This is a genomic window from Nostoc sp. JL33 (assembly GCF_017114985.1).
In the GTDB taxonomy this organism is placed as follows: Bacteria; Cyanobacteriota; Cyanobacteriia; order Cyanobacteriales; family Nostocaceae; genus Nostoc.
Genome location: NZ_JABXKP010000097.1, coordinates 22,478 through 49,344 on the forward strand (window position 1 = coordinate 22,478; position 26,867 = coordinate 49,344).

The window sequence follows — 26,867 nt, forward strand, 5'->3', positions numbered from 1 at the left end:
TCAACAAGATTGCAGACATTGATATTGTTAATTAGTTTGATTCCTGGGGATGAAACCGATAATAGAGCATCTGTTGGACTCTTTGGCCACCTAGCAAATGATTTTCTATCAGTAGAGATACTTCATTGGGTTGAACGCCACTATACCAGACTATATCTGGTAATACCAGCACCATCGGCCCATTGCCACATTGTCCCAAGCAGCTGCTAGCCGTTACCGTTACACCAGGGATTGGCAAAGCTGCAAAAGCTGCTAATACCTTGGCTGCACCTTGCTTTTTGCAAGTGCGATTTTGACAAACCCGCACACATTTAGGAGAAGAGGGTTGGTCTATTGTGGGGAAGTTTGATGGTTGAGTTATGTTTGACATTTTTTAACGTAGACGTGGAGCGGCTTCCCGCAGGGTACCACAGAGGCACAGAGGAGAAGGAGATGGGAAGAGGGGGAGATGAGGGAGAATAAATAACTCATGCCCTATGCCCAATTCCTCATAACTAATCTATTGAAAGTCCTTTTGAGGCTAGCCATTCAGGGTTGAATATCCGCGACTGATAGCGGGAACCACTATCACATAAGATGGTGACAATGGTATGTCCTGGCCCCAACTGCTTCGCTAGGGCAACAGCTGCACCAACATTAATACCTGTTGAACCGCCCATTAACAGCCCATCTTTCCTTAGCAGTTGGTAAACTACCCGTAAAGCTTCTTCGTCATCTATTTGGATGGCATCATCAGCAGGTGCGCCTTCCATATTGGCTGTGACACGACCGTTACCGATGCCTTCGGTGATGGAATTTCCTTCTGTATTGAGTTCGCCGGTTTTGACATAGCTATAAAGTGCGCTACCCAATGGGTCGGCAACAACGCATTTAATCGCCGGATTTTGTTCTTTCAAGTACAACGCCACACCAGCATAAGTACCACCAGTACCAGTTGCAGTTGTCCATGCATCTATTTTACCATCTGTCTGCATCCAAATTTCTGGCCCTGTGGTTTCATAGTGGGCGCGGCGGTTGGCTAAGTTATCAAACTGATTCGCCCAAATAGCGTTTTCCAACTCAGCAGCGACTCTGCCAGATAGCTTGACGTAGTTGTTTGGGTCTTTGTAAGGTACAGCAGGGACGGGACGAACTTCTGCGCCTAGTGCTGTCAGTGCGTCTATCTTTTCTTGTGACTGAGTATCGGGAATAATAATTAGGCATTTGTAGCCTTTGGCGTTGCAAATATGCGCCAGCCCAATGCCAGTATTACCAGCAGTTCCTTCTACAACTGTGCCGCCGGGTTTGAGTAGACCTTTCTCTTCTGCGTCTTGGATGATATAAAGTGCGGCGCGGTCTTTAACGGAACCGCCAGGATTGAGAAATTCTGCTTTAGCGAGGATTTCACATCCTGTTTCTTCACTAAAGCTGTTTAAGCGAATTAGGGGTGTGTTGCCAACAGCACCGACGAAGCCATTCTTAATATCCATTTTGACTGTACCTGTGTGAGTATCTATAAAAATTTTGGCTTATAGCGGTGGCATGATTTACATCTGATTTGCCTAAAATCCTACGATGCGTACACTACCAAATTTTACTCATATTCAAAATAAACCCAGGTAATACCGATTCACCGCTAACAGTCGCGGGATTTTCCAGACATTCCTCTGGTACACCAGGACGATAAATATAGACTCGGCGATGCTTGCGGTCAATTAGCAAGCCTAGCTGTACTCCTGGCTCCCTCATATATTCTGCCATTTTCTCCTTCAAGGGTTGGAGGTTATCAGAAAGCGATCGCAGTTCAATTACAAAATCTGGACAGATGGGGGCAAATCTTTGCTGTTGTTCTGGGGAGAGAGCATTCCACCGTTCCAGTTTAATCCAGGAAGCATCAGGCGATCTATCTGCACCTGTTGATAGCTTAAATCCTGTGCTGGAGTCAAAACAAGTACCTGTCCCGTCTTTTCCTGCCCAAACATATAATTGACCAGCTAGGTTGAAGTTACGATTACCTGTCTCTGAACCAGTGGGCGGCATAATTGATATTTCTCCAAATTGATTCCGCTCAATGCGTAATTCACGATTAACCTGACAAAAATCAAAAAACTGCTCGTCTGTCATTTGCATTGAGGGAGGAATTTGCACAACTAAAGGGGATGAAAACATGATGATTTCCTCTAGGTTTTGCTGTCTACCCGACTGGCTTGTATTTCTTATTCTTACGCAAGTCATTCTTATGGTGAGAGCGCATTCCCCGATTCCGGTCTAATTCTGCAAACATTTTGGCAGGCGATGAAAATTAAAATAGTAATTTTACTGGTGTTAAAAAACGTAAGTGTAAGTTACTATACTGCATGAATGAGGACGAGTGAATGCTGACATCTTTTCATTGTCCTAAATGGGGTGAACACCGATGACATCTGAAAGCAATCGCCAAAAAGAACTTGATCACCGAGAACGTGCATTACGAGAACGAGAAGTTGAATTGCGACTCCGGGAAATGGAAAGTAACATCCATGTTAACGATGGGGCTTTTCATGAAACTGTAAAGCATCAACCAGAAAATTCCCAAAAACCTTGGATGAACAAAGTGATTCTGGGTGGGAAGCTGTTTGTTCTTGGTGTGGGAGTGCTGGTTGCAGTAAAAATAGCCTCAGTGCTGGCTGGGTTTATTATTGTTGCTGCACTGGGGTGGATGTCTTACAAATTATTTTTGGAATCTAAAAAAACCAATCTTTAATAAAGGTGTAACTATTATGAGTGAGCAGGTAGTAGCTGATAAATTTATCCAAGATTTAGAGCGTGTTGCTCAAGTGCGATCGCAGATGTCTGTATGTTTGAGTAAACTTGCCCAAACAATTAATCAAGCTGAATTAGCTGGAGACTCTTCATCAGGAAAACTCAGTTTGGAGCGAGATATTCAAGATATTACAGTAGCTAGTAAAAACCTCCGCCAAGGTGTATTTCGCCTTTTGGTATTGGGCGATATGAAACGCGGTAAAAGTACGTTTCTCAACGCTTTAATTGGGGAAAACCTATTGCCGAGCGATGTTAACCCTTGTACCGCAGTGTTAACAGTTTTACGCTATGGGGCAGAAAAGAAAGTTACCATTCATTTTAATGATGGAAAAAGCCCACAGCAGCTAGATTTTCAGAACTTTAAATATAAATATACCATTGATCCGGCTGAAGCTAAAAAACTAGAGCAGGAGAAAAAACAAGCATTTCCCGATGTTGATTATGCAGTAGTTGAGTATCCCTTAACGCTACTAGAAAAGGGAATTGAAATTGTCGATAGTCCAGGATTGAATGATACAGAAGCGCGAAACGAATTATCTTTGGGTTATGTAAATAACTGCCATGCAATTTTGTTTGTGATGAGAGCTTCTCAACCTTGTACCTTGGGTGAGCGCCGCTACCTAGAAAATTATATCAAAGGTCGAGGATTGACAGTTTTCTTCTTAGTTAATGCTTGGGATCAGGTGCGGGAATCATTGATTGATCCTGATGATGTAGAAGAATTACAAGCATCTGAGAATAGATTGCGGCAAGTATTTAATGCGAATTTAGGAGAATATTGTACCGTAGAAGGTCAGAATATTTATGACGAACGAGTGTTTGAGCTTTCGTCAATTCAAGCACTCCGACGACGGTTAAAAAATCCCCAAGCTGATTTAGAGGGGACTGGCTTTCCGAAGTTTATGGATTCGCTTAATACTTTTCTTACCAAAGAACGTGCGATCGCAGAACTCCGTCAAGTCAGAACTTTAGCAAGACTTGCCTGCAATCATACCCGCGAAGCAGTCGCTAGACGCATACCATTACTTGACCAAGATGTAAATGAATTAAAAAAACGAATTGATTCAGTGGAACCAGAGTTTAACAAACTCACAGGTATTCGAGATGAATTCCAAAAAGAAATTATCAATACCAGAGACACTCAAGCAAGAACGATTTCCGAATCTTTTCGTAGTTACGTTTTAAATTTAGGTAATACCTTTGAAAACGATTTCTTACGCTATCAGCCGGAATTAAATCTGTTTGATTTTCTCAGTAGTGGTAAACGAGAAGCATTTAACACCGCGCTGCAAAAAGCTTTTGAGCAATATATCACTGACAAATCTGCTGCTTGGACATTAACTGCTGAAAAAGATATTAATGCAGCTTTTAGAGAACTTTCTCGCAGTGCTGCCCAATATGGCGCGTCTTACAGTCAAGTTACAGACCAAATTACAGAAAAGCTCACCGGACAAAACGTCAAAGTAAATACCACTACTACTGCTGAAGAAGAGAACTCTCCCGGATGGGCAAAATGGGCAATGGGATTGTTATCAATATCTAACGGAAATCTTGCTGGTTTCGCACTAGCCGGCGCTGGATTTGATTGGAAAAATATCTTGTTAAACTACTTTACTGTAATTGGCATTGGCGGGATAATTACGGCAGTGACAGGTATTCTTCTTGGCCCCATCGGGTTTGCGCTGCTAGGTTTGGGAGTAGGATTTTTGCAAGCAGATCAAGCACGTAAAGAGTTAGTTAAAACTGCTAAAAAAGAGTTAGTTAAACATCTACCGCAAGTAGCACATGAGCAATCTCAGGTTGTATACAATGCGGTGAAAGAGTGTTTTGACTCTTATGAAAGAGAAGTGAGTAAGCGGATTAACGATGATATTGTATCTCGTAAATCTGAATTAGATAATCTGCTCAAGCAGAAAGAAACCCGCGAAATAAATCGTGAGAGTGAGTTCAAACGTTTAAAAACCTTACAGGAAGATGTAATAGCTCAGTTGCAAAAAATTGAGGCGGCGTATAGCAATTTATTAGCTTACTATAGCTAATATATCTCGTTACTCTCTCTCGTTCCCAGCTTCTAGCTGGGAATGCCTACTTGGAGGCTCCGCCTCCCATAACCATAAGAATATGAGGCGGAGCCTCAATGAATTGCATTCCCAGCTTCTAGCTGGGAACGAGGAATTATGAAACAACAGTATGAAGTTTATAAGGATTTAGCAGATTCTCTCAAATCTGCATCTGCGTTACTGAATTTAGAAGGCAAATCGCAACTGCATCAAGATATAATTACCGTCTGCAATCATCTGGTTAATCCTAGCTTTCGGATTGCGGTATTTGGCCCGTTTAATCATGGCAAATCTACCTTGCTAAATGCCATGTTGGGGAATCGTACCTTACCAATTGATTTAATTCCTACCACAGGCGCGGCGATTACTGTCAAGTATGGCTCTGATGTGCGAACTCGCATCATGTTGCGAGATGGTACAGAAATATCCCGCAATGGCACAGAAGCTTTACAGCAATTTGCAATTCTTGATGGCAATAGGCAGATGCGAAAAGACGTAGCATCTGTGGAAGTGTTTTGTCCGCATCCCTTTTTGGAAACAGGTGTAGAATTGCTCGATTTACCGGGAACAAATGATAGAGATGAACAAGATAATTTAATCCAAGAACAACTATTAAGCGCAGATTTAGTCATCCAATTATTAGATGCACGTAAGTTAATGACTTTAGGTGAGCGGGAAAACTTACGAGATTGGTTATTAGATCGCGGTATTAAAACAGTTATATTTGTTGTCAATTTTCTTAACTTACTCGAACCCGACGAGCAAAAACAAGTTCAAAATCGCCTGGTGTTTGTTGCAGAAAGCTTTCGATCCGAATTGCCTCCAGGTTTTAGTAATTTATATCGCGTTGATGCTTTACCTGCTTTAAGAGCCAGATTAAAAGGCGATGTTGCTGCTGCCAATAGTAGCGGTTTAGCGGCTTTTGAAACAGCTTTACAAAATATTGTGGGAATTTTGCAACCAAATCGTAGTAGTGTGCGTTTGCCAAGAGTGCAAGCGATCGCTTATAAAATCCAACTCTCATTAAAAGCTAAAATTGACCCGATTGCTATTGAAATAAAATCCTTTGATGATAAAGAAAATACTAAAAGTGAAATTAAACAAAAAGCAGCTAACTTAATTTATAAAGGTTTTGCTACTAGCGTCGGAGAGCTACGCGATTGGCTAGCATTACCCAAGCTACTCACAAAATATCAAGCTGATGCAGCAGTTGCATTGGCAGAAAATAACTTCAAAGTTTGGCAAAAAAATACTCTTAAAAAAGACCTGACTCAGTTACAATTTGCTGTGGTAAAATGGCTTTATCAAGCTTACGAGTTTTTCCAAGAAGAACGACCGCAAGATTTAATAATTCCCTTTCCTAGCGAACCAGAAGTAACATTACCCTCAAAGCCAAGCAATACTGATGATTTGAGTGAACCTGGTTCTATCGCTGTTGGTGGTGGTATTGGTTGGTTGTTAGGCGGGCCAGTTGGTGCTGCTGTCGTCGCGAGTATTTCTTATTTGCTAAACAAGAATATCCAAAAACAAGACGATCAATTAGCAAAGGAATCTTATCATCACCAAGTTGCTAAACTTTGTATAACTGCAATTGAAGATTCTTTATCTGGCTTCAGCAGTCAAGGGTTATCTATTTTGGCTGAATATGAACAGAAAGCCGAAAAAGTAATTTGTTTTGAACTTAGTCAAGAACCGCTAGAAATTACTAAAAAACGTGAAAGTTTGCAGCAGTTACAAAACGGTTTTAATCAGTTGCTGCAAGAGTTAGAAAAAGTTAAAATACTTTCCAATTATCAACCTTATAAAGAAATACCCAAATATAGCAACACCAATAGAAAATATTCGCCACAGCCAGAGAGAGTTCAAACTTCCCCTAAAAAAGATACTGGTGTTAAGCAACAACAGGAAAATACTGCTAAGGATACTGGGGTAAAGGTAGAATCTGTTTTTACACCGCCACAGGCAAAAGCTTCTCCCTCTCCACGGAAAGAAGAGGTGGAGGCTAAATTTCGTGATTGGGAACTCAATGAGGAAATAGCGCGAATGAAAGCAGAGATGCAATCGCCTGGTTTTAAAACTGACAAACAGCAAAATACAACTCAAACCAACGAAGCATCCAATCAACCAAAAACGCAGACGGAAAAAGATAAGATTACTCGCGCCTACAGCATTTTAGGATTGCAAGCAAATGCTTCTCAGGCTGAGGTAAAGCAGGCTTATCGAACTTTAGTAAAAAAATGGCATCCAGATTTGTTTGTTGGTAAGGCGCAACTACAAAAACAAGCTCAAGATAAAATGCACTTAGTTAATGAAGCTTACACGATTTTGAGTGAGAAATGAAATGACAAACAAGACCCCCAATTTCTTTAATAAGTCGGGCATCTGTCACTAATTTGATTAGAATTAGGGAAGTCTTAGGTGAGATTTATGCAATTGCTATCTTTGAGGAATGGCTTTTTGGCGTTAACCTTTACTGCGATCGCTTCAGTCGGTGGGTTAATCACAGGCTGTACCAATACTGCTTCCCAGAACCAAAGCCAAGCCCCAAACGCAATCGCTACCAATACTAGCGACAAGCAGATGAATCACAGCATGGCAATGGATTTAGGCCCAGCCGATGCTAACTTGGATTTACGATTTATCGATGCTATGATACCGCACCATCAAGGGGCTGTGGAAATGGCTAAAGAAGCGCAGCAGAAATCAAAACGTCCTGAAATCAAAAAGCTAGCAGACAATATCATCAAATCGCAAAACCAAGAAATCACTCAGATGAAGCGGTGGCGGCAAGCTTGGTATCCCAAGGCGGGAGATAAACCAATGGCTTATGACAGTCAAATGGGGCACATGATGGAAATGTCATCTGACCAAATGAAAACTATGATGATGAGTCAGGACTTAGGTGCAGCTGATGCTGAATTTGATCTGCGCTTTATCAATGCGATGATTCCTCACCACCAAGGGGCTGTAACAATGGCAAAAGATGCTTTGAGTAAGTCTAAGCGCCCTGAAATTAAGCAATTATCTCAAGAAATTATCAAGGCACAAAATATAGAGATTAAGCAAATGCAGCAGTGGCAAAAAACCTGGTATAACAAGTGATACTAATTCGTAATTAGTAGTTTGGACAATCAAAGCAGGTCGTGTTTTGCGAGTAGTCAGGTTAAAATTTGGAAATGCATTAGAACATCACCGAATTTTAGATTTTAAATTTTGGAAAATGGAATTGTTGGGCGTTGCCTAAGAAGAGAAGATTCTTGCGTTCCATTATTTAAAAAGTCCTGAACGCGAGAGCGTCTCTTTGGCGCAGCCTCTCGTAGAGAAGAGTTGCCCCCGAATTTATTTGTGGAATAATTCTTTAATCCAAAATCTAAAATTAAATGACTTGCCCCTGATACCATTTCTTTGTAAAGCTGCGCCAAACCCTTTTAACTTCTTTCTTCCTTTCTTTCTTCGCGTCCTTCGCGTCCTTCTCTACGAGACGCTACGCGTAGCTTGTCCCAATACAGTTCAGTTAAGCATTTTTTCCTTCTCTCTGTGTTCTCTGCGCCTCTGTGGTTCGTTAAAAAAATTGATTTTCAGAAGGAGTTTTAGCCTTAACTGAACCGTATTGTAGCTTGTCCTCCGCAGGAGTACGCGGTTCGTTTTTCTTTCTTGTACTTAAATATGGTTTAGCGCATCTTCATACAGAATTGGTATGACTTGATTGCTGGGGTCAATCTAAAATCTAAAATCCAAAATCCTTGCATTGTCTGACCTTTATCGAATGCAAGCAAATTGTTAGATATGGATATACCTGTGCTATACAACCACCCCTGTATAAAATTGAATTATTTTTTTGGGAATATGTATTTTGCCCCAATAGTCATCAATAAACATTTTAAAATCTGTTATTGAAGTCCAATAAAAATCTCCGCCAATTTTTTCATCTGCATTAGCAGGATTGAAAATGACAGAATGAAGAATACCCCAAACTATGTTGCTGGAAATTAATAGTTTATCGCCATCATTTCCTAAAGTTACATGATTACTAAAGACCAGATTTGGATCAATTGAGTTGGCATGAACTAAATCACATCTTAGAACGTAATAAATCAGTTGTTCTACAGAAACAGTATCACCTGTAATGCCTGGAAGAAATAGCTTACCTCGTGGAACTTCTACATTTTGGCTCATCAGTCCAGGTAGTCCAGAATATGTGATCAGCCACATGAATTCCCTCAGAAAGCGTTGATACTCATTCCCTGAAGATTTGGTAAGTTTATAGTACTTGATAGAAGTTGCATCAACCGCAATACAAGCATCAGTCAAAGATAGCTCAATCTCACCTTTCGCCCAATGGTCAATAGCTGATTTTACTCTTTTACCAATAGTAATCATTTTTGCAGTTTGGCTGTGATAATTAGAAATTTAAAGAGTAACTAAAAATTTACATTTTTTGTCTAACTGGTTATTATACGGCAATTTGTATGTACTGTATCCGTATGCACTTTACAAGGGTAATAAGATATTCAGAGAATCCTACCTAACAGTTTTCTTCCACAGGCTCAAGCTGGATGGCTGCCAATTATGTTTGATAGCGATCGCTCTCGTAAAATTGGTAATTCTGGATTAGGGTTAGCGATCGCTGAGGCAATTGTTTGAAGGTGCAAACTGAATTAGGGGAAGGTAGTACTTTTACCAACTGACTATATTCTCACGCAAAGAAACAAAGACGCCAAGATATAACTTTGCGCCTTTGCTTTTATATCCGAAATCATTTTCAGATTTACTTGTTAGGCTGAGGAGTTAGCCGCAGATAGGGTTTGACTTCCTTATAACCTTTGGGGAATTTCTCTTTGAGTACTTCTGGATCTTTGAGTGAGGGGACAATTACAACATCCTCTCCATCTTTCCAGTCAGCTGGTGTCGCCACGCTGTAATTATCAGTCAATTGCAGAGAATCAATCACCCGCAAAAGTTCATCAAAGTTGCGTCCCGTGCTGGGAGGATAGGTGAAACTCAGGCGGAGTTTCTTATTGGGGTCGATCACGAAAACCGATCGCACTGTCACAGCCGCATTAGCATTGGGGTGGATCATGTCGTAAAGCTCAGAAACCTTGCGATCCGCATCCGCCAAAATAGGGTAGTTAAGGGTGGTGCTTTGAGTTTCTTCGATGTCTCCCACCCAGCCTTTGTGAGATTCTACGTCATCAACGCTGAGTGCGATCGCTTTGACATTGCGCTTGTCAAATTCTGGTTTTAGCTTGGCAACTGTGCCGAGTTCTGTTGTGCAAACAGGTGTAAAATCAGCAGGGTGAGAAAACAGCACAACCCAGCTGTCACCTGCCCATTCGTAAAAATCGATGTCGCCGTGTGTTGAGGCTTGCGTAAAGTTGGGTACTGTGTCACCTAGACGGAGAGCCATGAGAGATTCCCTGTAGTTACAAAGGCATATATATTCTAGTATGCCATCATGACATAAAACCCCCATTTCCCAATCGGGCTTTGGCGGTTTGAAACAAAATTTTAGGTTGTCACCACTCTCGCATAATGGATGCTACGGTGTACAAACAAGTCTAGAAACTCCACCTGGACTTGGTTTGGTTGCCCTAAGTATAGAAGACCACAAAAAGGGTATAGAATTTAATCATCCGTAGGTTGGGTAGAACGAAGTGAAACCCAACATCGAGTCTATTATTCAAATAAAAAATCTTGAATATTTCCAATTTGGTCGCCAGAATATTTGTCTTTGCCTATTTTAATAAAAATATCACCTGTTTCTGGCTCAACTGCTGGATTTTTATTTTTAGCATTAATGTTGATTGGGATTGGTTTTGTAATTGCGAATATCGTTGTCAAAGCAGTTCTAGCGCTTATTTGGCAAAAACTGCTATTGTCTGCGTTGGGTTAAAGTAATTTGTTCGTCAAAATTTCCTGGTAGGCTTGGATTGTTTGACGAGCGATCGCATCCCAGCTAAAATTTTCCAAGGCATATTTTTGGGCGTTTAATCCCCGTCGGTGGCGTTCTGCGGGATTTTGCAAAGCTTCTTGTAGTAACTCTACCAGTGCTTCGACATTTGTTGCGCCTACCCAACCCGACTCACTATCACGTATCTGTTGACAAATATGCACTTGGTCAGAAATGACTACGGGTACACCTGCTACCATCGCTTCAGCGACAGCAATCCCAAAATTTTCGTAGTAGGAAGGCAAGACAAATAAATCAGCAGCTTGTAGTAAACTAACTTTGGATTCACCAGTGACAAAGCCAGTAATTGTAGTGTGCGATCGCAGTGGTGAATTTTGAATTTGGGATATTATCTTTTGTTCATAATCTGGATCTTGGGGATTTGTTCCAGCTAAGACAAAATGAAACTTATAACCAACCGCTAATAGCTTTTCTAGCGCTGGAATCAACAAATTTAACCCTTTTTTTGGGTCAATTCGTGACATAAACAGCACCAACGGTACATCCTTTGGTATCCCTAACTGACTACATACATTTGTAAGAGGCGATTGAGGGGGGATTACACCCAAGGGAATCACCAAATCTGGCGTAGATACTCCAAATCGTTCTGATATTTTAGCTTCTTGTTCGCTGGTAAAATGAATAGCTGCGGCACCAGCTAAATTTTGACGTTCTATAATTGCAACATAAAGCCGTTTTAATTGCTTTTTCTTGCGTAAATCAGCCGGATCGAGAGTACCTAAAGGACGGAAAATATAAGGTAGCTTTTGCTGACGACACACAATAGCAGCAGCACTAATTATTGGGGAGAATAGAGCATGAATATGTGCTATGTCAAACTCGTGAGCATGACGTTTTAGCCAGTTTAATAAATCTAGAGAAAATTTGTAGCGACGAAACGGGGCGCAACGAAAATAAATTATTTCATAGCCATCTTGTTTAATTGGGCAATTTAAAGGAACATCCAGAGGTGTTTGACCATTATCGCCATTACTATCAGTTGTGAGAATTGTAACTTCCACTCCCTCTTTTACCAAAGCTGGAGCAAGCCCTAGTACCATTTGACTTGGTCCGCCGTAAATCAGAGAAATTGAGGGGACAATTTGTAATATTTTCATTTTTTTGTCATTTTTGATTTGTTAATAACCAAGGACTAATGACTATTAACCAAATCTTGATAAAACTCTAATTGCTGTTTAGCTAAAGCTTTATTTGTATATTTAATCATTGCTTTTTGATAACCATTTTCACCCAGAGTATGAGCAAATTGTGGTTTATCCATTAATTGAACTAGGCAATTAGCAAGGGCTTGAGCATCACCTTCAGGAAATACTAAACCAGCATCGCCAATTACATAGGGAATTTCACCGGAATCAGAACCAATCACAGGAACTTGGCAAGCCATCGCCTCAATTAGCACATGGCCAAATTGTTCTTTCCAGCCAACAGAAGTTAAGGTTTTAAACTTGTAAGTTGTTTCTGAAGGCAGTACTAAAGTACTCATTAAATTGATATAGTTTGCAACCTCGTCATGAGGGACACTTTCTATCAAAATTACTCGTTCTTTAATATTGTTTTCTGCCGCGATTTTGATTAATTCAGTTTGCAACTCTCCCCGTCCCAACAGCAATAATTTCCAAGGTTTATTTTTCAATGTAATTAAGGCTTGCAAAAGCGTTAATAAACCCTTTTCTTGCACAAATCGCCCAACAAAACCTACCACAAAATCTTCTTTTTCAATACCCAACTTAGCTGCTAGTTCTGGTTGGGTTTTAGGAGTAAATAAACTTTCATCTACACCCAGTTGCGGCATAACTTTTATTGCCCCTTTATATCCCCGTTGCCGCAAAACCTCTGCTCCATCCTGATTGCCAGAAATGATCCCGTGGCTATGGTTGAGGTTATATTCTTCTAACAAAGAAACTGGTAATTTCAGTTCATAGGGAAGATTCCACCAAGTAAAAAATACATTTTTTGCCTTGAGTCTTAATAGTTTATTTAAGGCAATCATCTGAGTATAAGCCAGCCCTCTAGATCCTTGTTCTACCTGGATGATTTGGGGACGAAATTGTTTTAACAAAGATATCAAACCAGCGCCAAAAGTAAGAAGTCCCTGATGATTTTGACTGAAATTAGAAACTGGAACTATCCTAAATGTGCCTTCATCACGGTATTCAGTTTCAATAATTCTGTTTTGCACGCCACCTGGTTTCCAGCGCTTTGGGACTACAACTGTCACTTCAACTCCCGGTTCTAGTTGAGATAAAGCGCGTAATTTTTCACAGTTGAGGTCTACGATATAAGTGTGACTAGCAACTAATATTTTCATTGTTATTTGTTATTTGTCATTTTTTTAAATAACTAATGCCCAATGCCCAATGACTAAACTTGTTCATCCAACCGACTATAAATTTGACCATCGTTCCATATTGATTGGATGACAGTACCCAAGGCTTTGAAAAAACCCAAAATATAGAAAATAGCGCGAGTGGCAATTTTGATCGGGGAACCGCTTTTATGGCAAGGTGGGCGTCCGAGAACGTGACAGTCAAATAAACGGGCGTATAGGCGTAAAGCTTGAGTAGGAGTGAGGTTTTTCAGCCCCAGTAAAAAATGGTTGTGGTAAAAGGTGAGTTGATATTTGAGCGATCGCATACTAATATCATGGCAACCCCCTGTTTCTTCGCCTAAATGCACCAAATGGGCTTCTGGGTCGTACCAAATCTTATACCCTGTCTGTCGCACCCGTAAACAAAAATCTGACTCTTCGCGCACTGCACTACCGCCAAACCTCTCATCAAACCTTAGTCCGTACTTAGTAAAAATTTCGCTGCGAAAAGACATATTACAACCCCTCGCTGTCAGTACTTGCTGGGGTTTGATGGTATGTACTAAATCAATATGATACCAAGCAATTCCAGGGTCCATAGCTTGGGGAGGCAGATATTCAATCTCTAAATCTCCTCCAGAATCACCCAATTTCATTCTGTCAAATACCCGTCCAGCCACAGCCCCCACCTCTGGGTTTTGCAAATAATTTTTCGCATGGGCTGCTAATAATCCAGGGGTTAACTGCACATCATCATCAATAAACAATATTATTTCACCAGATGACCGCCGGACAGCATAATTTCGCGCCCCTGGCAAACTTGCCCAATCTAAGCGCAACCATTTAATTTTACCTGCCTTTGCCATCTCTTCCAGGTAGGCTTGAATTTCTGGTTGGTGTTTTGCGGTTTGGTCTACAACTAAAACTTCAAAATTTGGATAGTCCTGTTTTAGGACATCGACAATGCTATCGCGTAGCGCTTCCTCTCGACCGTAAGTCGGGATAACTACTGAAATTGAAAGGGAATTAGCCATCATTTTTTATACTACTTTATCTAAAGGTAATTGGAATTTTCCTTAATCATCCGAAACACTAATTTTGCTTATTCATGACTGTTCCAAACATTTTCATGACGAATCGCTCTATTTTAATAAATGAAAATACATAAATTGCCAGTAAAATACTCACTATCATTAAAGAAACTCCTATCTTCAAATAGTTATTTATCTGAATTACATAATTTAATTTAGGTAATAAAACAAAATACAAAGGTTGATGAATTAGATAAATTTGATAAGAATAAATCCCTAATATACTAAGAAAGCTTAGTATACCTCCAATTTTAGCTATTTTATCGAGACGTGATAATAATGCTTGAATAACCAAAAAAAATAAAGGAGTAAACAGGATGTCTATACCTAGCATATATATATATTTTATTTTAAAAATAGTTAAGATAGCATAAATAAGAAATCCCACACTAAAAAGAATGCTTGCAACAATAAAATCTATTTTTCTAAAAATTTGATGCTCGGCATAGATAAATCCCCAATAAAGTCCCAGAGCAAACTGAAATAAATAACTTCCTATAAAATTATTTTGTAAAAAAAATAAATAAGTATTCGTATCATTACGTATCAAAAAGTAAAAAGCTAATAACTTCGTTATTATTGCTCCTATAAGTCCTAAAATTAATATTTTATTTGGCTTGCTTTTGCAAAATAAAAATATCAATGGTGTAAGTAAATAAGCCTCTAAAATTACTGTAAAAAACCAAAAGCCAGGGTTGATTGATTGGAATTTTATCCCAGCTATACCTATAAATGATAAGAAGAAATTTAAGTTTAAATTAATCTTAATATTTCCGAAAAAATAAAGTACGCAAGTTAATATAGCAGCTAGTATATAAGCAGGATATATTCTATACAAGCGTTTAATTAGCCATGATTTCCAGTTAGTTTTAATCGGTAGCTGGTTTTTTTTAAACTTGGAGATTAGAGCATAACTTGTATTGAAACCAGCCATTAAAAAGAATATGTCTACAGCAGCATATCCGAGCTTTGCTCCATTGCTATCTAAAGTTGAAATTAGTTGCGATCGCTCTGGATAATTTTGAAAAAAATGAAATATAACAATTGCTAAAATTGCTAATCCTTTTGTCTGATCAATCCAATTAAATCTAGTTTGACCTGTTTGACTGTGAGTATTCATACATCTGATATCTCGGAGTTTATGCTAGTTTGATATCCAGCAATTCGACCTTTAGGGGCTAGTTATTAGCTAATACCTGCTGATAACTAGAAAGATACCAGACTTAGCCACTAGGAAGATTTAGCAACCCTTGGTTAAGCTTAATACACAAGCAAGCTTCTGTCCATCGATAGCGTACTGGAGTATTTTCACTATCTCCCGTCAGTTTATTAGAGGTTTTTGTTTTCTTGCTTGCTTAGGATCTGCTTCTTCCTTCTCTTGTTTATCTAATATCGGCAATTTGAAAAGAACTCCTGCATAAAACCAGTAATAGACAGCAACTGGATCAACATCTAGAGGATAGTAATAGGTGTTGTAGCTAATAAACAATATAAACACCCACAAAGCTGCTGCGTAACTGCGGAAATTACGGTTCTTTATAGAGCGATAGGTTTTAAAGCCAATAATTGTTAAACTTGTTACCAAAGCCAGAAACGCTAGTACTCCAAAAATTCCAACTTCATAAAGTACTTTGGGGTAGTAGGTTTCCACAAGCTTAGTTTTACCCATTACACGGGTAGAGTTAGTTGCTCGACCTAAGCCACTTCCCAGTGGCCCGTCTACGTTTTTCCAATTTTCTTCAAATTGCTGGACGATAAAATCTTGAGGTGGTGAAGCCTCCCAGCGACCGGTAAAACTCTCAGTTCTCTCTTGCACGACAACAGGGTTAGTCACGATCGCAATTCCCACAATCAAGGCAAGTCCCACGCCTATGGGGATAAATCGTTTCAGGTTGCCAATTTGTCCGGTGAGCAATAGCAAAATCCCGAAGCAGATTGGTACTAAAGCTAAGGCGATTCTCTGTCCAGAGATGACAGAATTGAGAAATACTGTCACTAAAGAACCTAAACCGAGCAGCCGCCATATTGGGGAGGGATCGGTGAAGCCGGTGGCAAAGGTAAAAAAGGTGCTAGAAATTAAGAACCATGCCCACTGCCAAGGAGCTACAAATGTCCCTGGTAGGCGAATAACCCCTTCATCGGGACTATATACTAGCGCTCCACCAAAATAACACCTGGCTTCGAGTGTTGCTCTAAATAAGGCATCTCCTTCAAGACCTCTAGTGCCTTGACATACACCAGTTAGTAGTAACAGGTATTGAATAAATCCCAGCACACAGCAAATCAGTATCAGACCAATCTGGAGGCGTGATAAAAATAGAAAATCCCGCTTATCGCGAATTAAATAGTAAGCACAACCAATCAGGGGGACATAGCCTAAAAATACTTTCAGTCCCAGAATTCCCATACCTAATGGTATTTCTGGGGGTGCTTTTTCTAATAGTCCCGAAATAGGCGGGTTAAACTGCTGTCCACCATTGACAAACAACAGCGTTAGCAGACTGCAACCCAAAACAATATAAAGTGGAATTTTAATGCCTTGGGGAATAATTAGGGGTACCCCCTGTTTCCGGCAAGTCTGCCAAAATCCAATTAGGGCTGGAACGTAAAAAGCATCTTTAGCTAATTGGAGTATGGGACTATTGCCCAAGTAGTAGGTGATAGTACCTCCAATAGGTACGTAAATGATGAAGGCATATAGCGCTTGACGCGGGTATTTGTAGGAAAAAGACATGATGAATATCCCCAAGACACCAGGAACTGCTGCTTTAATTCCAGCTACAAAAAAAAGCAGAATGCCAACAAAGACACTGCCAAAGGTGGCGGTAAACAGTAAGGTAGTGAATTCTTTACGTGCTTGGGCTGCTTTGCGCTTTTGGGCTGACTTTTCTTTAAGGCTAAGGGTAGAAGTTTCCTTTTTAGCCTGCTTTTTCGAGTTTTTAGATTGCTGAGATTTTGACTTGAATTTTGGCATGGTGGTGCTGTCGTCTATCAGCCTCAGAGAATCTATTATAATTGACAAATTTCTTTGGATTGCCGTAACTCGTACAATCGGAATTGATCTCTAACTGATTGATTTAATAATTTGCGATTAAAAATGCTAAATCTTAATCTTTTGGAATTATCAAAAAGATTTTCTCCTGTTTCCAAAATATAAATTAGCTAGATATGCCCTAACAATGCAAATACAAATGTCACAGCTTCTACAGATAACCAAGGCTGGTTAATTTGTAGAAGCTGTGACGAAAAATTGCCACTGGTTAAAAGCTGAGATAATAGCTAATTTAGTCCATCAGATGTTGCTGGACTTGCGACACTAATTCATTTGTCCAGTGGTTGGTGAGTTCAGCATTGGCAGCTTCTACCATAACCCTGATTACTGGTTCTGTGCCAGAGGCGCGAACCAAAATTCTGCCGGAATCACCCATTGCAGCTTCAGCTAAAGCGATCGCTTGTTGCAGAGGTTGGCAATCTTGCCATCCCAAACGGCGATCGCGATCGATAACTCGCACGTTTCGCAACAATTGCGGATAGGTCTGGAAACTTTGATCTACCAATTCTGCTAGGGAAATACCCGCCTCTTTCACCAAAGCTGCTATGTGTAATGCTGTTAACAAGCCATCTCCAGTAACAGCATAATGACGGCAAAGAATATGACCTGATTGTTCGCCGCCTAGCATTGCCCCAGTCCGCAACATTTCGGCTTGCACGTATTGGTCACCGACTGCGGTGCGAATCAAGTTACCACCCTGTTGCTGCCAAGCTTTCTCAAAGCCTAAGTTGGCCATGACAGTAGATACAATCAGGTTGTCTGGCAGTTGTTGCTTTTGTTGTAACTGGCGTCCCCACAGATAGAGAATATAATCGCCGTTAACTTGCCTTCCTGTATTGTCTACTCCTAAGACGCGATCAGCATCGCCATCGAAGGCAAAGCCGATGTCGGCGTTGTGTTCTTGTACTGTTGCTGCAAGAATATCTAGGTGCGTGGAACCGCAGTTAACATTAATGCGATCGCCATCTGCTTCGTTATGCAAGCAGATTACCTCTGCCCCCATTTGTGTAAATACTGATGGTGCTAACCCGACTGCTGCCCCCCACGCCAAGTCTAAAACAATCTTCATTCCCTGAAGATTTAGGGCACTGTTCAAAGGTTTTTTCAACGCCTCGCTATAATGTCCGACTAACTCGAAACGTGAGTAATGCCGTCCGCAATTACTGACTCTAGCGATCGGTGATATTTTACCACGCAGTCCGGCTTCTATTTCTGCCTGCAATATTTGCGGTAACTTCCCTCCATTGGCACTAAAAATTTTAATACCATTGTCTTCTGGGGGATTGTGGCTGGCAGAAATCATCACTCCGCCGATCGCATCACTGATGCTGGTGAGATAGGCAACGCCAGGAGTCGGACATAATCCCAAATACCACACCTCTAATCCTGCTGCTGTTAACCCTGCACTCAAAGCCATTGCCAGCATATCGCTGGAGTTTCTAGAGTCCTGTCCGAGAATGACTGGCCCTAGTTGAGTAGCATGGTTACGTAAAACAATCCCCGTCCAAAAACCAACTTGTAATGCTAGGGGCGCACTCAACAATTCTCCGACTCGTCCGCGAATCCCATCTGTACCAAATAAGGCATTTGCTGGTAGTGGGATTAAATTCAGCCCAAAACTACTCTCAATCCCTTTGCCCAATACATCACCTTCGGAGGCAGAACCCCCAGGAATGCCCGGTGTCCGAGTTCTAGATGAAACCATATGTTTAAACACTCCACACAATCACACTGAAAAATAGCACTTAAGACTTTATTCAGCAATTTCGAGATGCTTTTTCTCTTGAGAAATTCTTTCTAGATCAGGCTACATTTACGTAATAGTACTTAAGTTTTGCCTCTTAGATTGTCAAATTTTCATAAAGTCAATATTGGTTTTTACATTATCAGTAAAGTCTCCATATCTTAGCTAATTATTCCTTTTACGCCCTCAACTTTAATCTTGATTTTTATCCAGTTTGCAATGTTACTAGCAAAGAACAAACTGTAATAAATATTATCCTTATTTAATCACAAGTGTTTTTCACCAAAGCTGAGAATGAAAGCAAAATTCAGCTAATAACAACAAAAAATCAAAATACTCAAATGTAAAGTTCTATTTTTTTAGCCTTGTTGGGGTGTAAAAAACTACAAAATCATTGCAGCTTAAAAAATTTTAATATAAATTCTCATCAAATAGTTTTAAGGTAACGTTTTAATGGCTTTTTTAGCCGTTAGTGAATCAAAACTTCGGCAGTTGAGTTTTTAAAGTTGAGAAATTTAGCATGAGCAGCAATTTAGCAGCCAAATTACGTGTAGGCACTAAAAAAGCCCACACAATGGCAGAAAATGTAGGTTTTGTCAAGTGCTTTTTAAGAGGAGTAGTCGAGAAAAACTCTTACCGCAAACTAGTTGCTAACTTCTACTTCGTCTACTCAGCGATGGAAGAGGAAATGGAAAAGCATCACCAGCACCCAATTCTTTCTAAAATTAACTTTCCCCAGCTAAACCGCAAGTATACCTTAGAGCAAGACCTGAGTTATTACTTTGGTGCTAACTGGAGAGAGCAAATCAAGTTATCTCCCGCAGGTGAAGCTTATGTACAGCGCATCCGAGAAATATCTGCCACAGAACCGGAACTGTTAATCGCTCATTCATATACTCGTTACTTGGGTGACTTATCCGGGGGACAAATTCTCAAAAATATTGCTGTAACGGCGATGAATTTGTCTGATGGACAAGGAACAGCCTTTTATGAGTTTCCAGAGATTCCTGACGAGAAGGCATTCAAAGCCAAATATCGTCAAACTTTGGATGAATTACCCCTTGATGATGCTACAACCGATCGCATCGTTGATGAAGCTAACGCCGCCTTTGGCACGAACATGAAGATGTTCCAAGAATTGGAAGGCAATTTAATCAAGGCGATCGGGGTAATGCTTTACAATAGCCTCACACGGCGACGGACACGCGGTAGTACTGAACTCGCCACTGCTGAGTAACTGTGTTGAGATTGCGGAGTTTCGTGTGTGGAGTCATAAATCCAGACAGCTGGATGAAGGATAATTCATAGGTGTTTCTGGGGAAACGATGTCGAACGCGAACAGCGTCTCCTTGGCGCAGCCTCTCGTAGAGAAGAGTTGGCGGGCTACGTCTACGTTAAAAACACTCAAAATATTTAGGGGCAATAGCCCTGTGACTGCTTTTGATTTGTGAAAGCAAGCATGGGGAGATTGCCCCTCAATTATTGCTATATTTTCAGGCTTCCCCTAGACTTTCAGCTTAAAATAACTAAGTCAATCTTCAAACCAAGCTTAATCTCAGTATTTAAGTTTGTAACCCGTGAAACTTACCATACTGAGTAAATCAGGCAAAAATATGGCTACGAAAATTCCTGTCACAGTAATTACAGGCTTCTTAGGTAGTGGAAAAACCAGCCTAATTCGCCACCTGCTACAAAACAACCAAGGACGCCGCATTGCCGTTTTAGTCAACGAATTTGGCGAACTCGGTATTGATGGCGAATTGTTAAAATCCTGTCAAATTTGCCCGGAAGATGGTGAGGGCGACAGTAATATCTTTGAATTAACCAACGGCTGCTTATGCTGCACCGTGCAGGAAGAGTTTTACCCGATGATGCAAGAGTTAATCAAGCGGCGGGATAGCATCGACTGCATTTTGATTGAAACCTCTGGTTTAGCTTTACCTAAACCACTGATTAAGGCTTTTCGCTGGCAGGAAATTCGCAACGCCGCCACTGTCGATGCTGTGATTACCGTGGTAGATTGTGCGGCGGTAGCGGCAGGGACATTTGCTAGCGATCCAGAGGCGATCGCAGCCCAGCGCCAAGCAGATGATAATCTAGAACACGAAACACCCTTGCAAGAACTGTTTGAAGACCAACTTGCTTGTGCAGACTTAGTAGTATTAAATAAAATTGACTTGGTAGATGCCGAGACAAAAGCCAGAGTTGAGGAATTGATTAAGCAAGAATTGCCCAGAGTGGTGAAGATTGTCGAGAGCGATTGTTCTCAACTAGACGCATCTATATTATTAGGATTCCAAGCCGCAGTGGAAGACAATTTAGATTCTCGTCCCAGTCATCACGATACCGAAGAAGACCACAATCACGACGAGGAAGTTACCTCAACTAATTTAATTTTGGATCGTACCTTTGACCCTGAAAAGTTGCAACAGCAATTGCAAACATTGGCACAACAACAAGAAATTTACCGAATTAAAGGCTTTGTCGCAGTGCCAAATAAATCTATGCGTTTAGTGATGCAGGGCGTGGGAACCCGATTTGATAAATTTTACGATCGCCCCTGGAAACCAGAAGAGGCCAGGCAAACGCGCTTAGTTTTCATCGGTCGTGATTTGAATTCCTCAGAAATCGAATCCCAACTTGTAGCTTTATAAGTTGAGAGTTAGGAGAGACGCGATTAATCGCGTCTGTATAGGAGAGACGCGATTAATCGCGTCTGTACAAGAGTTATTAATAACTACTTAATTGGAAAACTTAGAGACAATGCTAATAACTTAAAATTCTTAATTTATTACTCTTAATTTCTAACTTGTTTCTTTTAACTCATAATAACTCATAACTTATCACTTCTAACTGATAACTTTTCATTCTTCACTTGAGAAAATTATGACGATATCCCAACTATTTAACGTTGCAAATCTTTTTGTATTGCCATTTTGGGCGTTGATGATTTTATTGCCAAACTGGAAAGTTACACGGCAGATAATGTCATCATATCTACCTTTTCTGCTGTTAGCTGGGGCATATTTGTATTTGTTTATCAACAGCATTACGCCAGAAAATGCCCAAGCTTTATCGAATCCCCAATTAGCTGATATTGCGCGGTTTTTTGCAGATGAAACAGCTGCTGCAACAGGTTGGATTCATTTTTTAGTGATGGATTTATTCGTCGGTCGCTGGATTTATTGGGAAGGGCAAAAAACAGGTATTTGGACAATTCACTCTCTGGCTTTATCTTTGTTCGCTGGGCCTTTAGGATTACTGTCTCACATCTTGACTGACTGGATTGCTAAGGCATTTTTCCCGAAGTTCCAGCAGAATCAAACGGCGACGGTAGCAGAACAAAAAGTATCACCTGGTACATAGTATTAGGGGCGCACATCTGTGCGCCCCTACCTTATTAGATAAATTGATAATGGATAATCAGTTTACTCACATTCCCAATTACCTGATTTGAAAATCAATTAAGTGTTGTCGTGTCTATAGTTGGCATCTAACCAACAGCGTGGTAGAACTTCACCTGAAGGAAAAACGAGATTTTCTTTTTTAAAAGTCTCAGTTTGCTGTTCTTCTTGACCTTCTTGGTCTTTTGCGTGAACAACATCAGTATTCGGGTCAAGTAATTCCTGAATTTCAACAATTTCTATCAATTCGCCACTATCTTTGACTTGTAAAAGCATGTAAATTGCTCCAAGAATGTTTGCATGAAAGCTGAAAGTAAGTTTCAAGATAAACTCACTCACATCTCAACCGATTCATCAGGCTGAGATTCCTTAATTCATAAAGGAATTTTTACCACAGATGCACACATAAATTACACGGGATTGATCTGTGTGTATCTGTGGTTTTCGTTTTTATAAAAATGACACAGGAAAGAAATCCTCAATTCAGCATCTCAAATCTAAAATTGAATCAGAAAATGCTGACTAAGAAAATTCTTTAATTCAAATAATCTTAGTTTTAGCGGTTAGATTTCGCGTTGATATTTTTCCAAAATATCTACTAAGTTTACCTGGCATTGTAGCGGTAGTAAATCGATTAAAGGAACTTCATGTTTACCGCCACCAATTTTCACTGGAATTGATCCCAAGACTTTTATAACTTGGTCTTCATTTACAGCTTTGGAAGTAATTAAGGGATATAACTGTTCAGCAACAACGGTATGCAGTTTGGCATTAGATAAATAAAGATGCCATTTGGCAATGTCCATGTAGACACTTTCGCCAATTTCAGCTGCTAGGGCTTCCAGTAGTTCTGTGGTGTTAGTCTTAGCCATAAAAATAACCCTACATTAAGAAAGAGTGCGAAATCTCAAACTTTTTTCGATTATCGCTCAATTAACAGGCTGATTCTACTACCACAGGTTACAATCGCCCCAGCACCAGTAATCCGTCTTCAGGTGGATTTTGGTGGAATTTCGCTGTAGTTAGCGATCGCACTAATATAAATTAGATGCACCAACAATATTCCTGTCCAACTTAAAGTCACCAAAGGCAGCCACTCCCAGGTAGTGCCTTTTAAGTTGTGGAAAAACCACAACCCGGAATTAATACTAGCAGCGATCGCCACATGGATGGCAAAATTCATCCGGTCATCTATCTTGCGGTAATCAGGGTCTTTGCGATCGGGTTTGCGAGGCCAACGAGGAGGCATAAATATTTGTTACAGATTTAAATACACCCTATTCATTCTAAGGTTTTTGTGGCAGTGGTTGCTATTAGACCCTGACAACCAGTCATAATCGAAATAATAACTAATGCCCAGCAAGGAGCTTAATTTTGAATTGTTATTGCTCTGGCGGTGAATAATCTCCTGATTTACCGCCACTCTTACTAATTAAACGAATTGATTCAATTTGAATCGACTTTTCTAAGGCTTTTGCCATATCGTATAAAGTCAGGGCAGCCACAGAAACGGCAGTTAAGGCTTCCATCTCTACACCAGTTTCAGCTTTGGTTTTGACTGTGGCTTGAATTTGATAACCAGGTAGTTGGGGATCGGGTATAATTTCGACTGCGATTTTTTGCAAAGGCAACGGATGACACAGAGGAATTAAAGTAGCTGTTTGCTTGGCTGCCATAATTCCAGCCAATCTTGCAGTTGCCAACACATCCCCTTTTGGGACATTCCCGGCTTGAATGGCAGCAAAGGTAGCTGGCAGCATCCGCACATTGGCCGCGGCTACTGCTTGGCGGATGGTGGGTGCTTTATCAGACACATCTACCATCTGTGCCTGTCCTTGGCGATCTAGATGGGTTAAGTTGGCAAAATTAGATGGAAAATTATCTTGCGCCATTTGGTTAGAAGGTGTTAATATAGATTGTCGGTGAGGGCGTGTAGCTCAGTGGACTAGAGCACGTGGCTACGGACCACGGTGTCGGGGGTTCGAATCCCTCCTCGCCCGTTTTTAAAAGTTAAGAGTTGAAAGTTAGGAGTGAGGAATTAAAGTTCCTCACTCCTAACTTTTAGATTGTTCAACGCATAGGCATCTGGAGCTAGACCTAGTGCAAAGCGCAGGGAGTTGGATAGGTTTTTGCTCGACTGGGTGAGGAAGATGACAAGTGCAACAGAAGTGATTACAGCACCGTAGCCAAACATATTGCGGTAGCCGACTTGTTCGGCGATGATACCCAGAATAGGAGCAGCGATCGCAATTCCCAGGTCAAGTCCAGCTATGCATATAGCAAAAATTTGCCCCCGTTCTTGCGGCAGTGAGCGGTCTGCCATCATTGTGATCATCATCGAGATGAGTGTACCACCACCAGCACCTTCAGCGATCGCAGCCAGTAAGAAAAACATCGCGCTGTGAGCCTGCCACAGCAGTATTAACGCTAAAAGGTAGCAAAAAATACCAAAGGTAATAAACAAACCACGACCAAAGCGATCGCTTGCCTTCCCAGCAAACACCCTGATACTAAAACTAGAAATTGCCGAAGCTGTAAAAAACAGTCCGCCATTGAAGTCCACATCAGTGGATTTGAGGTATAACGACACAAAGGTATGTACAGCACCGAGGGATAAACCAACCAACAACATAACTATAGTTGGAACTTTTACCCGTGGACTGCCCAAAATTTGCCAAAAGTTGCGTAGGCGTAGCCCGTCGTAGACATCGTTTCCCTCTGTTTGCTGTTGTGCCTGCACTGGCGGATTAGTAACTTGTACAATCCCCAAAAGAGCGACAAAACCCAATTCAGCCGATAACAGAAATAATATCCCGTAACCACTTGTAGCTTCTAAATACCCACCCAAGGCAGGGCCAATTGCTAAACCCAGAGGAGTTGCTAAGGTCATGTAACCAATGATTTCGCCACGAGTTTCGGCGGGAGCTAAATCTGCGATTAAGGCACTGTAGCCAGTGGCAAAAGCGGCAACACTAATGCCGTGAAAAATCCGCACCAGGATCAACAGCCCAAGAGATTGGGTTGCCAAGTAACCAAAGGGTGCGATCGCAGCTACTATCGTACCAATCAACAAAACAATTTTTCGACCACGTTCATCGGCTAACCGTCCCAGCATCGGGCGAGATAGCAATAACCCAATGGCGAAACTGCCCATCACAATCCCAATTTCTTGCTTGCTTGCGCCCACATCATCGATGTAAAGCGGTAGGGTTGGTAAGAGCGAAGCTATGCTCGACCAGAATAATAAACCTGCTGTAAATAAAACAAGCAGGCTGCGCCGCAGTTCGGCGTTAAAGGTATTAAATGCTTTCAAGGTAGATGCAATTTAATGAGTTTTTATCAATAGTTGGGAGTTAGGAGTTGGGAGTTAGGAGTAAACCAATATTTACTCTTGACTTTTTACTTATGCCCAATGCCCAATAACTATTGTTACGTTACTTAACATTTTTTGCTACCACCTCTCGCACGCGATAGATAGGCCGTCCTTGGGATTCATGGTATGTACGCATCAGCAATTCTGCCAGAAGACCGAAGCAAAACAACTGAACTCCAGTTACTAGTAGGAGAACTGCTAAAATCAGCAAAGGGCGATTGCCAATCATTTCACCGAAAGCTAATTTGACGAAAGTTAAGTAAATTCCGATCGCTGTCCCTGAAATCATTGAAATCAAGCCCAACAGCCCAAAAACGTGCATTGGGCGGGTGAGGAATTTTTTCATAAACAGAATCGTTAACAAATCCATCAACACCCGGAATGTCCGCCAAATCCCATATTTACTGCGACCAAAGCGACGGGCGTGATGACGCACGGGTACTTCAGTAATTCTAGCTCCTTCTATGTACGCCAAAGCAGGTAAAAATCGGTGTAGTTCCCCGTAGAGGTTCATATCTGCCAACAGTTCTGCACGATAGGCTTTCAGCGAACAACCATAGTCATGAATATTCACGCTAGTGGTATGGCGAATTAGCCAATTGGCAATTTTGGAAGGAAGTAACCGATTTACGGCACCGTCTTGGCGTTTTTGCCGCCAACCACTCACCAAATCGTAACCCTCGTCCAGCTTTGCTAATAACATGGGGATATCAGCTGGATCATTCTGGAGGTCAGCATCTAAAGTGACGATCGCTTTACCGGCTGCATAATAAAATCCAGCAGCCATAGCCGCAGTTTGTCCGTAGTTGCGACGCAAAATCACCGCCTTTAAATCAGTGCGGATTTGCGCTTCTTGCTTGAGAAAATCCCCGGAACCATCTGTAGAACCATCATCCACACAAATGATTTCATAATTTATCTGACTAGAGGATAAAGTAGAGGCGATCGCTTCTAATAAAAGCGGCAAACTTTCCACCTCGTTATGTATCGGCACCACCACCGAAACATCTGGGACAATTGCTGAAATCGCTCCATTTTCCTCAGTCAACCCTTCATAAACCAAGCCACTCCTCATATTCCTCT

General features: G+C 40.9%; 25 protein-coding genes and 1 tRNA gene. 8 read left to right on the top strand and 18 right to left on the bottom strand.

Annotated features, from left to right (window positions below):
• Positions 1 to 31: 31 nt before the first annotated feature.
• The 3 genes from HWQ23_RS29175 to HWQ23_RS29185 all read right to left on the bottom strand — a co-directional run bounded on the left by HWQ23_RS29175 (position 32) and on the right by HWQ23_RS29185 (position 2,148).
• Positions 32 to 370 (bottom strand): (2Fe-2S) ferredoxin domain-containing protein, encoded by a 339-nt coding sequence (locus tag HWQ23_RS29175; RefSeq protein WP_292836588.1) that lies wholly within the window; start codon positions 368 to 370, stop codon positions 32 to 34.
• A gap of 124 nt (positions 371 to 494) precedes the next feature.
• Entirely contained in the window at positions 495 to 1,469 is a 975-nt protein-coding gene (locus HWQ23_RS29180) for a cysteine synthase A (RefSeq protein WP_292836590.1), read from the bottom strand.
• 94 nt (positions 1,470 to 1,563) lie between these two features.
• On the bottom strand, positions 1,564 to 2,148 hold the full coding sequence (locus HWQ23_RS29185) for a Uma2 family endonuclease (protein WP_292836593.1): 585 nt from the start codon (positions 2,146 to 2,148) through the stop codon (positions 1,564 to 1,566).
• A gap of 247 nt (positions 2,149 to 2,395) precedes the next feature.
• Between HWQ23_RS29185 and HWQ23_RS29190 the strand changes: the two genes are divergently transcribed.
• The 4 genes from HWQ23_RS29190 to HWQ23_RS29205 all read left to right on the top strand — a co-directional run bounded on the left by HWQ23_RS29190 (position 2,396) and on the right by HWQ23_RS29205 (position 7,943).
• A complete protein-coding gene (locus tag HWQ23_RS29190; RefSeq protein WP_292836595.1) occupies positions 2,396 to 2,722 on the top strand; it encodes a DUF3040 domain-containing protein in 327 nt (108 codons plus the stop codon).
• A gap of 16 nt (positions 2,723 to 2,738) precedes the next feature.
• Positions 2,739 to 4,820, top strand: a complete 2,082-nt coding sequence (locus HWQ23_RS29195; RefSeq protein WP_292836598.1) for a dynamin family protein — start codon at positions 2,739 to 2,741, stop codon at positions 4,818 to 4,820.
• A 138-nt stretch (positions 4,821 to 4,958) separates the two neighbouring features.
• Entirely contained in the window at positions 4,959 to 7,181 is a 2,223-nt protein-coding gene (locus HWQ23_RS29200) for a dynamin family protein (protein ID WP_292836600.1), read from the top strand.
• 87 nt (positions 7,182 to 7,268) lie between these two features.
• Positions 7,269 to 7,943, top strand: coding sequence for a DUF305 domain-containing protein (locus HWQ23_RS29205; RefSeq protein ID WP_292836602.1), 675 nt, complete (start codon positions 7,269 to 7,271; stop codon positions 7,941 to 7,943).
• 699 nt (positions 7,944 to 8,642) lie between these two features.
• Here the strand turns inward: HWQ23_RS29205 and HWQ23_RS29210 are convergent.
• The 9 genes from HWQ23_RS29210 to glmM all read right to left on the bottom strand — a co-directional run bounded on the left by HWQ23_RS29210 (position 8,643) and on the right by glmM (position 18,968).
• A complete protein-coding gene (locus tag HWQ23_RS29210; RefSeq protein WP_292836605.1) occupies positions 8,643 to 9,221 on the bottom strand; it encodes a hypothetical protein in 579 nt (192 codons plus the stop codon).
• Between the two features lie 388 nt (positions 9,222 to 9,609).
• Positions 9,610 to 10,248, bottom strand: a complete 639-nt coding sequence (locus HWQ23_RS29215) for a peroxiredoxin (RefSeq protein WP_292836608.1) — start codon at positions 10,246 to 10,248, stop codon at positions 9,610 to 9,612.
• Between the two features lie 269 nt (positions 10,249 to 10,517).
• Entirely contained in the window at positions 10,518 to 10,682 is a 165-nt protein-coding gene (locus tag HWQ23_RS29220; protein WP_292836611.1) for a hypothetical protein, read from the bottom strand.
• Between the two features lie 48 nt (positions 10,683 to 10,730).
• Positions 10,731 to 11,909, bottom strand: a complete 1,179-nt coding sequence (gene hpsP, locus HWQ23_RS29225) for a hormogonium polysaccharide biosynthesis glycosyltransferase HpsP (RefSeq protein ID WP_292836614.1) — start codon at positions 11,907 to 11,909, stop codon at positions 10,731 to 10,733.
• Positions 11,910 to 11,944: 35 nt separating this feature from the next.
• Positions 11,945 to 13,120: a hormogonium polysaccharide biosynthesis glycosyltransferase HpsO gene (gene hpsO / locus HWQ23_RS29230; RefSeq protein WP_292836617.1), complete on the bottom strand. Its 1,176-nt coding sequence runs from the start codon at positions 13,118 to 13,120 to the stop codon at positions 11,945 to 11,947.
• 53 nt (positions 13,121 to 13,173) lie between these two features.
• Positions 13,174 to 14,154, bottom strand: coding sequence for a hormogonium polysaccharide biosynthesis glycosyltransferase HpsN (gene hpsN / locus HWQ23_RS29235; RefSeq protein WP_292836769.1), 981 nt, complete (start codon positions 14,152 to 14,154; stop codon positions 13,174 to 13,176).
• 58 nt (positions 14,155 to 14,212) lie between these two features.
• Positions 14,213 to 15,331: an acyltransferase family protein gene (locus HWQ23_RS29240; RefSeq protein WP_292836620.1), complete on the bottom strand. Its 1,119-nt coding sequence runs from the start codon at positions 15,329 to 15,331 to the stop codon at positions 14,213 to 14,215.
• 201 nt (positions 15,332 to 15,532) lie between these two features.
• Positions 15,533 to 17,185: a hormogonium polysaccharide biosynthesis protein HpsL gene (hpsL, locus tag HWQ23_RS29245; protein ID WP_292836772.1), complete on the bottom strand. Its 1,653-nt coding sequence runs from the start codon at positions 17,183 to 17,185 to the stop codon at positions 15,533 to 15,535.
• A gap of 310 nt (positions 17,186 to 17,495) precedes the next feature.
• On the bottom strand, positions 17,496 to 18,968 hold the full coding sequence (glmM, locus tag HWQ23_RS29250) for a phosphoglucosamine mutase (RefSeq protein WP_292836623.1): 1,473 nt from the start codon (positions 18,966 to 18,968) through the stop codon (positions 17,496 to 17,498).
• Positions 18,969 to 19,527: 559 nt separating this feature from the next.
• Here glmM and HWQ23_RS29255 point away from each other — a divergent pair.
• The 3 genes from HWQ23_RS29255 (at position 19,528) to HWQ23_RS29265 (ending at position 22,373) form a co-directional block, all read left to right on the top strand.
• The gene (locus tag HWQ23_RS29255) at positions 19,528 to 20,244 is read left to right on the top strand and encodes a biliverdin-producing heme oxygenase (protein WP_292836626.1); all 717 of its coding nucleotides are present in this window, start codon (positions 19,528 to 19,530) and stop codon (positions 20,242 to 20,244) included.
• A gap of 376 nt (positions 20,245 to 20,620) precedes the next feature.
• Positions 20,621 to 21,661 (top strand): cobalamin biosynthesis protein CobW, encoded by a 1,041-nt coding sequence (cobW, locus tag HWQ23_RS29260; RefSeq protein WP_292836629.1) that lies wholly within the window; start codon positions 20,621 to 20,623, stop codon positions 21,659 to 21,661.
• 232 nt (positions 21,662 to 21,893) lie between these two features.
• Positions 21,894 to 22,373, top strand: a complete 480-nt coding sequence (locus HWQ23_RS29265; protein ID WP_292836633.1) for an ABA4-like family protein — start codon at positions 21,894 to 21,896, stop codon at positions 22,371 to 22,373.
• Between the two features lie 98 nt (positions 22,374 to 22,471).
• On the opposite strand, the gene HWQ23_RS29270 is transcribed toward HWQ23_RS29265, so the two are convergent.
• From HWQ23_RS29270 to moaC, 4 genes are all read right to left on the bottom strand, one after another.
• On the bottom strand, positions 22,472 to 22,687 hold the full coding sequence (locus tag HWQ23_RS29270) for an acetyltransferase (protein WP_292836636.1): 216 nt from the start codon (positions 22,685 to 22,687) through the stop codon (positions 22,472 to 22,474).
• A gap of 287 nt (positions 22,688 to 22,974) precedes the next feature.
• On the bottom strand, positions 22,975 to 23,283 hold the full coding sequence (locus HWQ23_RS29275) for a DUF3181 family protein (RefSeq protein ID WP_292836639.1): 309 nt from the start codon (positions 23,281 to 23,283) through the stop codon (positions 22,975 to 22,977).
• A 119-nt stretch (positions 23,284 to 23,402) separates the two neighbouring features.
• Positions 23,403 to 23,660: a hypothetical protein gene (locus HWQ23_RS29280; RefSeq protein ID WP_292836642.1), complete on the bottom strand. Its 258-nt coding sequence runs from the start codon at positions 23,658 to 23,660 to the stop codon at positions 23,403 to 23,405.
• Positions 23,661 to 23,793: 133 nt separating this feature from the next.
• On the bottom strand, positions 23,794 to 24,303 hold the full coding sequence (gene moaC / locus HWQ23_RS29285) for a cyclic pyranopterin monophosphate synthase MoaC (protein ID WP_292836645.1): 510 nt from the start codon (positions 24,301 to 24,303) through the stop codon (positions 23,794 to 23,796).
• 34 nt (positions 24,304 to 24,337) lie between these two features.
• Between moaC and HWQ23_RS29290 the strand changes: the two genes are divergently transcribed.
• Positions 24,338 to 24,411 (top strand) — tRNA-Arg (locus HWQ23_RS29290).
• Between the two features lie 38 nt (positions 24,412 to 24,449).
• Here the strand turns inward: HWQ23_RS29290 and HWQ23_RS29295 are convergent.
• Together HWQ23_RS29295 and HWQ23_RS29300 are read right to left on the bottom strand one after the other, a co-directional pair.
• On the bottom strand, positions 24,450 to 25,724 hold the full coding sequence (locus tag HWQ23_RS29295) for an MFS transporter (protein ID WP_292836648.1): 1,275 nt from the start codon (positions 25,722 to 25,724) through the stop codon (positions 24,450 to 24,452).
• Positions 25,725 to 25,845: 121 nt separating this feature from the next.
• Positions 25,846 to 26,859, bottom strand: coding sequence for a glycosyltransferase family 2 protein (locus HWQ23_RS29300; RefSeq protein ID WP_292836651.1), 1,014 nt, complete (start codon positions 26,857 to 26,859; stop codon positions 25,846 to 25,848).
• Positions 26,860 to 26,867 lie beyond the last annotated feature (8 nt).

Bases quoted from the DNA above. Each gene is read 5' to 3' on its own strand.
- HWQ23_RS29185 (WP_292836593.1), bottom strand. From the start codon at position 2,148: ATGTTTTCATCCCCTTTAGTTGTGCAAATTCCTCCCTCAATGCAAATG.
- HWQ23_RS29280 (WP_292836642.1), bottom strand. From the start codon at position 23,660: ATGCCTCCTCGTTGGCCTCGCAAACCCGATCGCAAAGACCCTGATTAC.
- HWQ23_RS29175 (WP_292836588.1), bottom strand. From the start codon at position 370: ATGTCAAACATAACTCAACCATCAAACTTCCCCACAATAGACCAACCC.
- HWQ23_RS29190 (WP_292836595.1), top strand. From the start codon at position 2,396: ATGACATCTGAAAGCAATCGCCAAAAAGAACTTGATCACCGAGAACGT.
- HWQ23_RS29275 (WP_292836639.1), bottom strand. From the start codon at position 23,283: ATGGCTAAGACTAACACCACAGAACTACTGGAAGCCCTAGCAGCTGAA.
- hpsN (WP_292836769.1), bottom strand. From the start codon at position 14,154: ATGGCTAATTCCCTTTCAATTTCAGTAGTTATCCCGACTTACGGTCGA.
- moaC (WP_292836645.1), bottom strand. From the start codon at position 24,303: ATGGCGCAAGATAATTTTCCATCTAATTTTGCCAACTTAACCCATCTA.
- HWQ23_RS29205 (WP_292836602.1), top strand. From the start codon at position 7,269: ATGCAATTGCTATCTTTGAGGAATGGCTTTTTGGCGTTAACCTTTACT.
- glmM (WP_292836623.1), bottom strand. From the start codon at position 18,968: ATGGTTTCATCTAGAACTCGGACACCGGGCATTCCTGGGGGTTCTGCC.
- hpsP (WP_292836614.1), bottom strand. From the start codon at position 11,909: ATGAAAATATTACAAATTGTCCCCTCAATTTCTCTGATTTACGGCGGA.
- hpsO (WP_292836617.1), bottom strand. From the start codon at position 13,120: ATGAAAATATTAGTTGCTAGTCACACTTATATCGTAGACCTCAACTGT.
- hpsL (WP_292836772.1), bottom strand. From the start codon at position 17,185: ATGCCAAAATTCAAGTCAAAATCTCAGCAATCTAAAAACTCGAAAAAG.
- HWQ23_RS29240 (WP_292836620.1), bottom strand. From the start codon at position 15,331: ATGAATACTCACAGTCAAACAGGTCAAACTAGATTTAATTGGATTGAT.
- HWQ23_RS29255 (WP_292836626.1), top strand. From the start codon at position 19,528: ATGAGCAGCAATTTAGCAGCCAAATTACGTGTAGGCACTAAAAAAGCC.
- cobW (WP_292836629.1), top strand. From the start codon at position 20,621: ATGGCTACGAAAATTCCTGTCACAGTAATTACAGGCTTCTTAGGTAGT.
- HWQ23_RS29270 (WP_292836636.1), bottom strand. From the start codon at position 22,687: ATGCTTTTACAAGTCAAAGATAGTGGCGAATTGATAGAAATTGTTGAA.
- HWQ23_RS29210 (WP_292836605.1), bottom strand. From the start codon at position 9,221: ATGATTACTATTGGTAAAAGAGTAAAATCAGCTATTGACCATTGGGCG.
- HWQ23_RS29300 (WP_292836651.1), bottom strand. From the start codon at position 26,859: ATGAGGAGTGGCTTGGTTTATGAAGGGTTGACTGAGGAAAATGGAGCG.
- HWQ23_RS29265 (WP_292836633.1), top strand. From the start codon at position 21,894: ATGACGATATCCCAACTATTTAACGTTGCAAATCTTTTTGTATTGCCA.
- HWQ23_RS29195 (WP_292836598.1), top strand. From the start codon at position 2,739: ATGAGTGAGCAGGTAGTAGCTGATAAATTTATCCAAGATTTAGAGCGT.
- HWQ23_RS29215 (WP_292836608.1), bottom strand. From the start codon at position 10,248: ATGGCTCTCCGTCTAGGTGACACAGTACCCAACTTTACGCAAGCCTCA.
- HWQ23_RS29180 (WP_292836590.1), bottom strand. From the start codon at position 1,469: ATGGATATTAAGAATGGCTTCGTCGGTGCTGTTGGCAACACACCCCTA.
- HWQ23_RS29200 (WP_292836600.1), top strand. From the start codon at position 4,959: ATGAAACAACAGTATGAAGTTTATAAGGATTTAGCAGATTCTCTCAAA.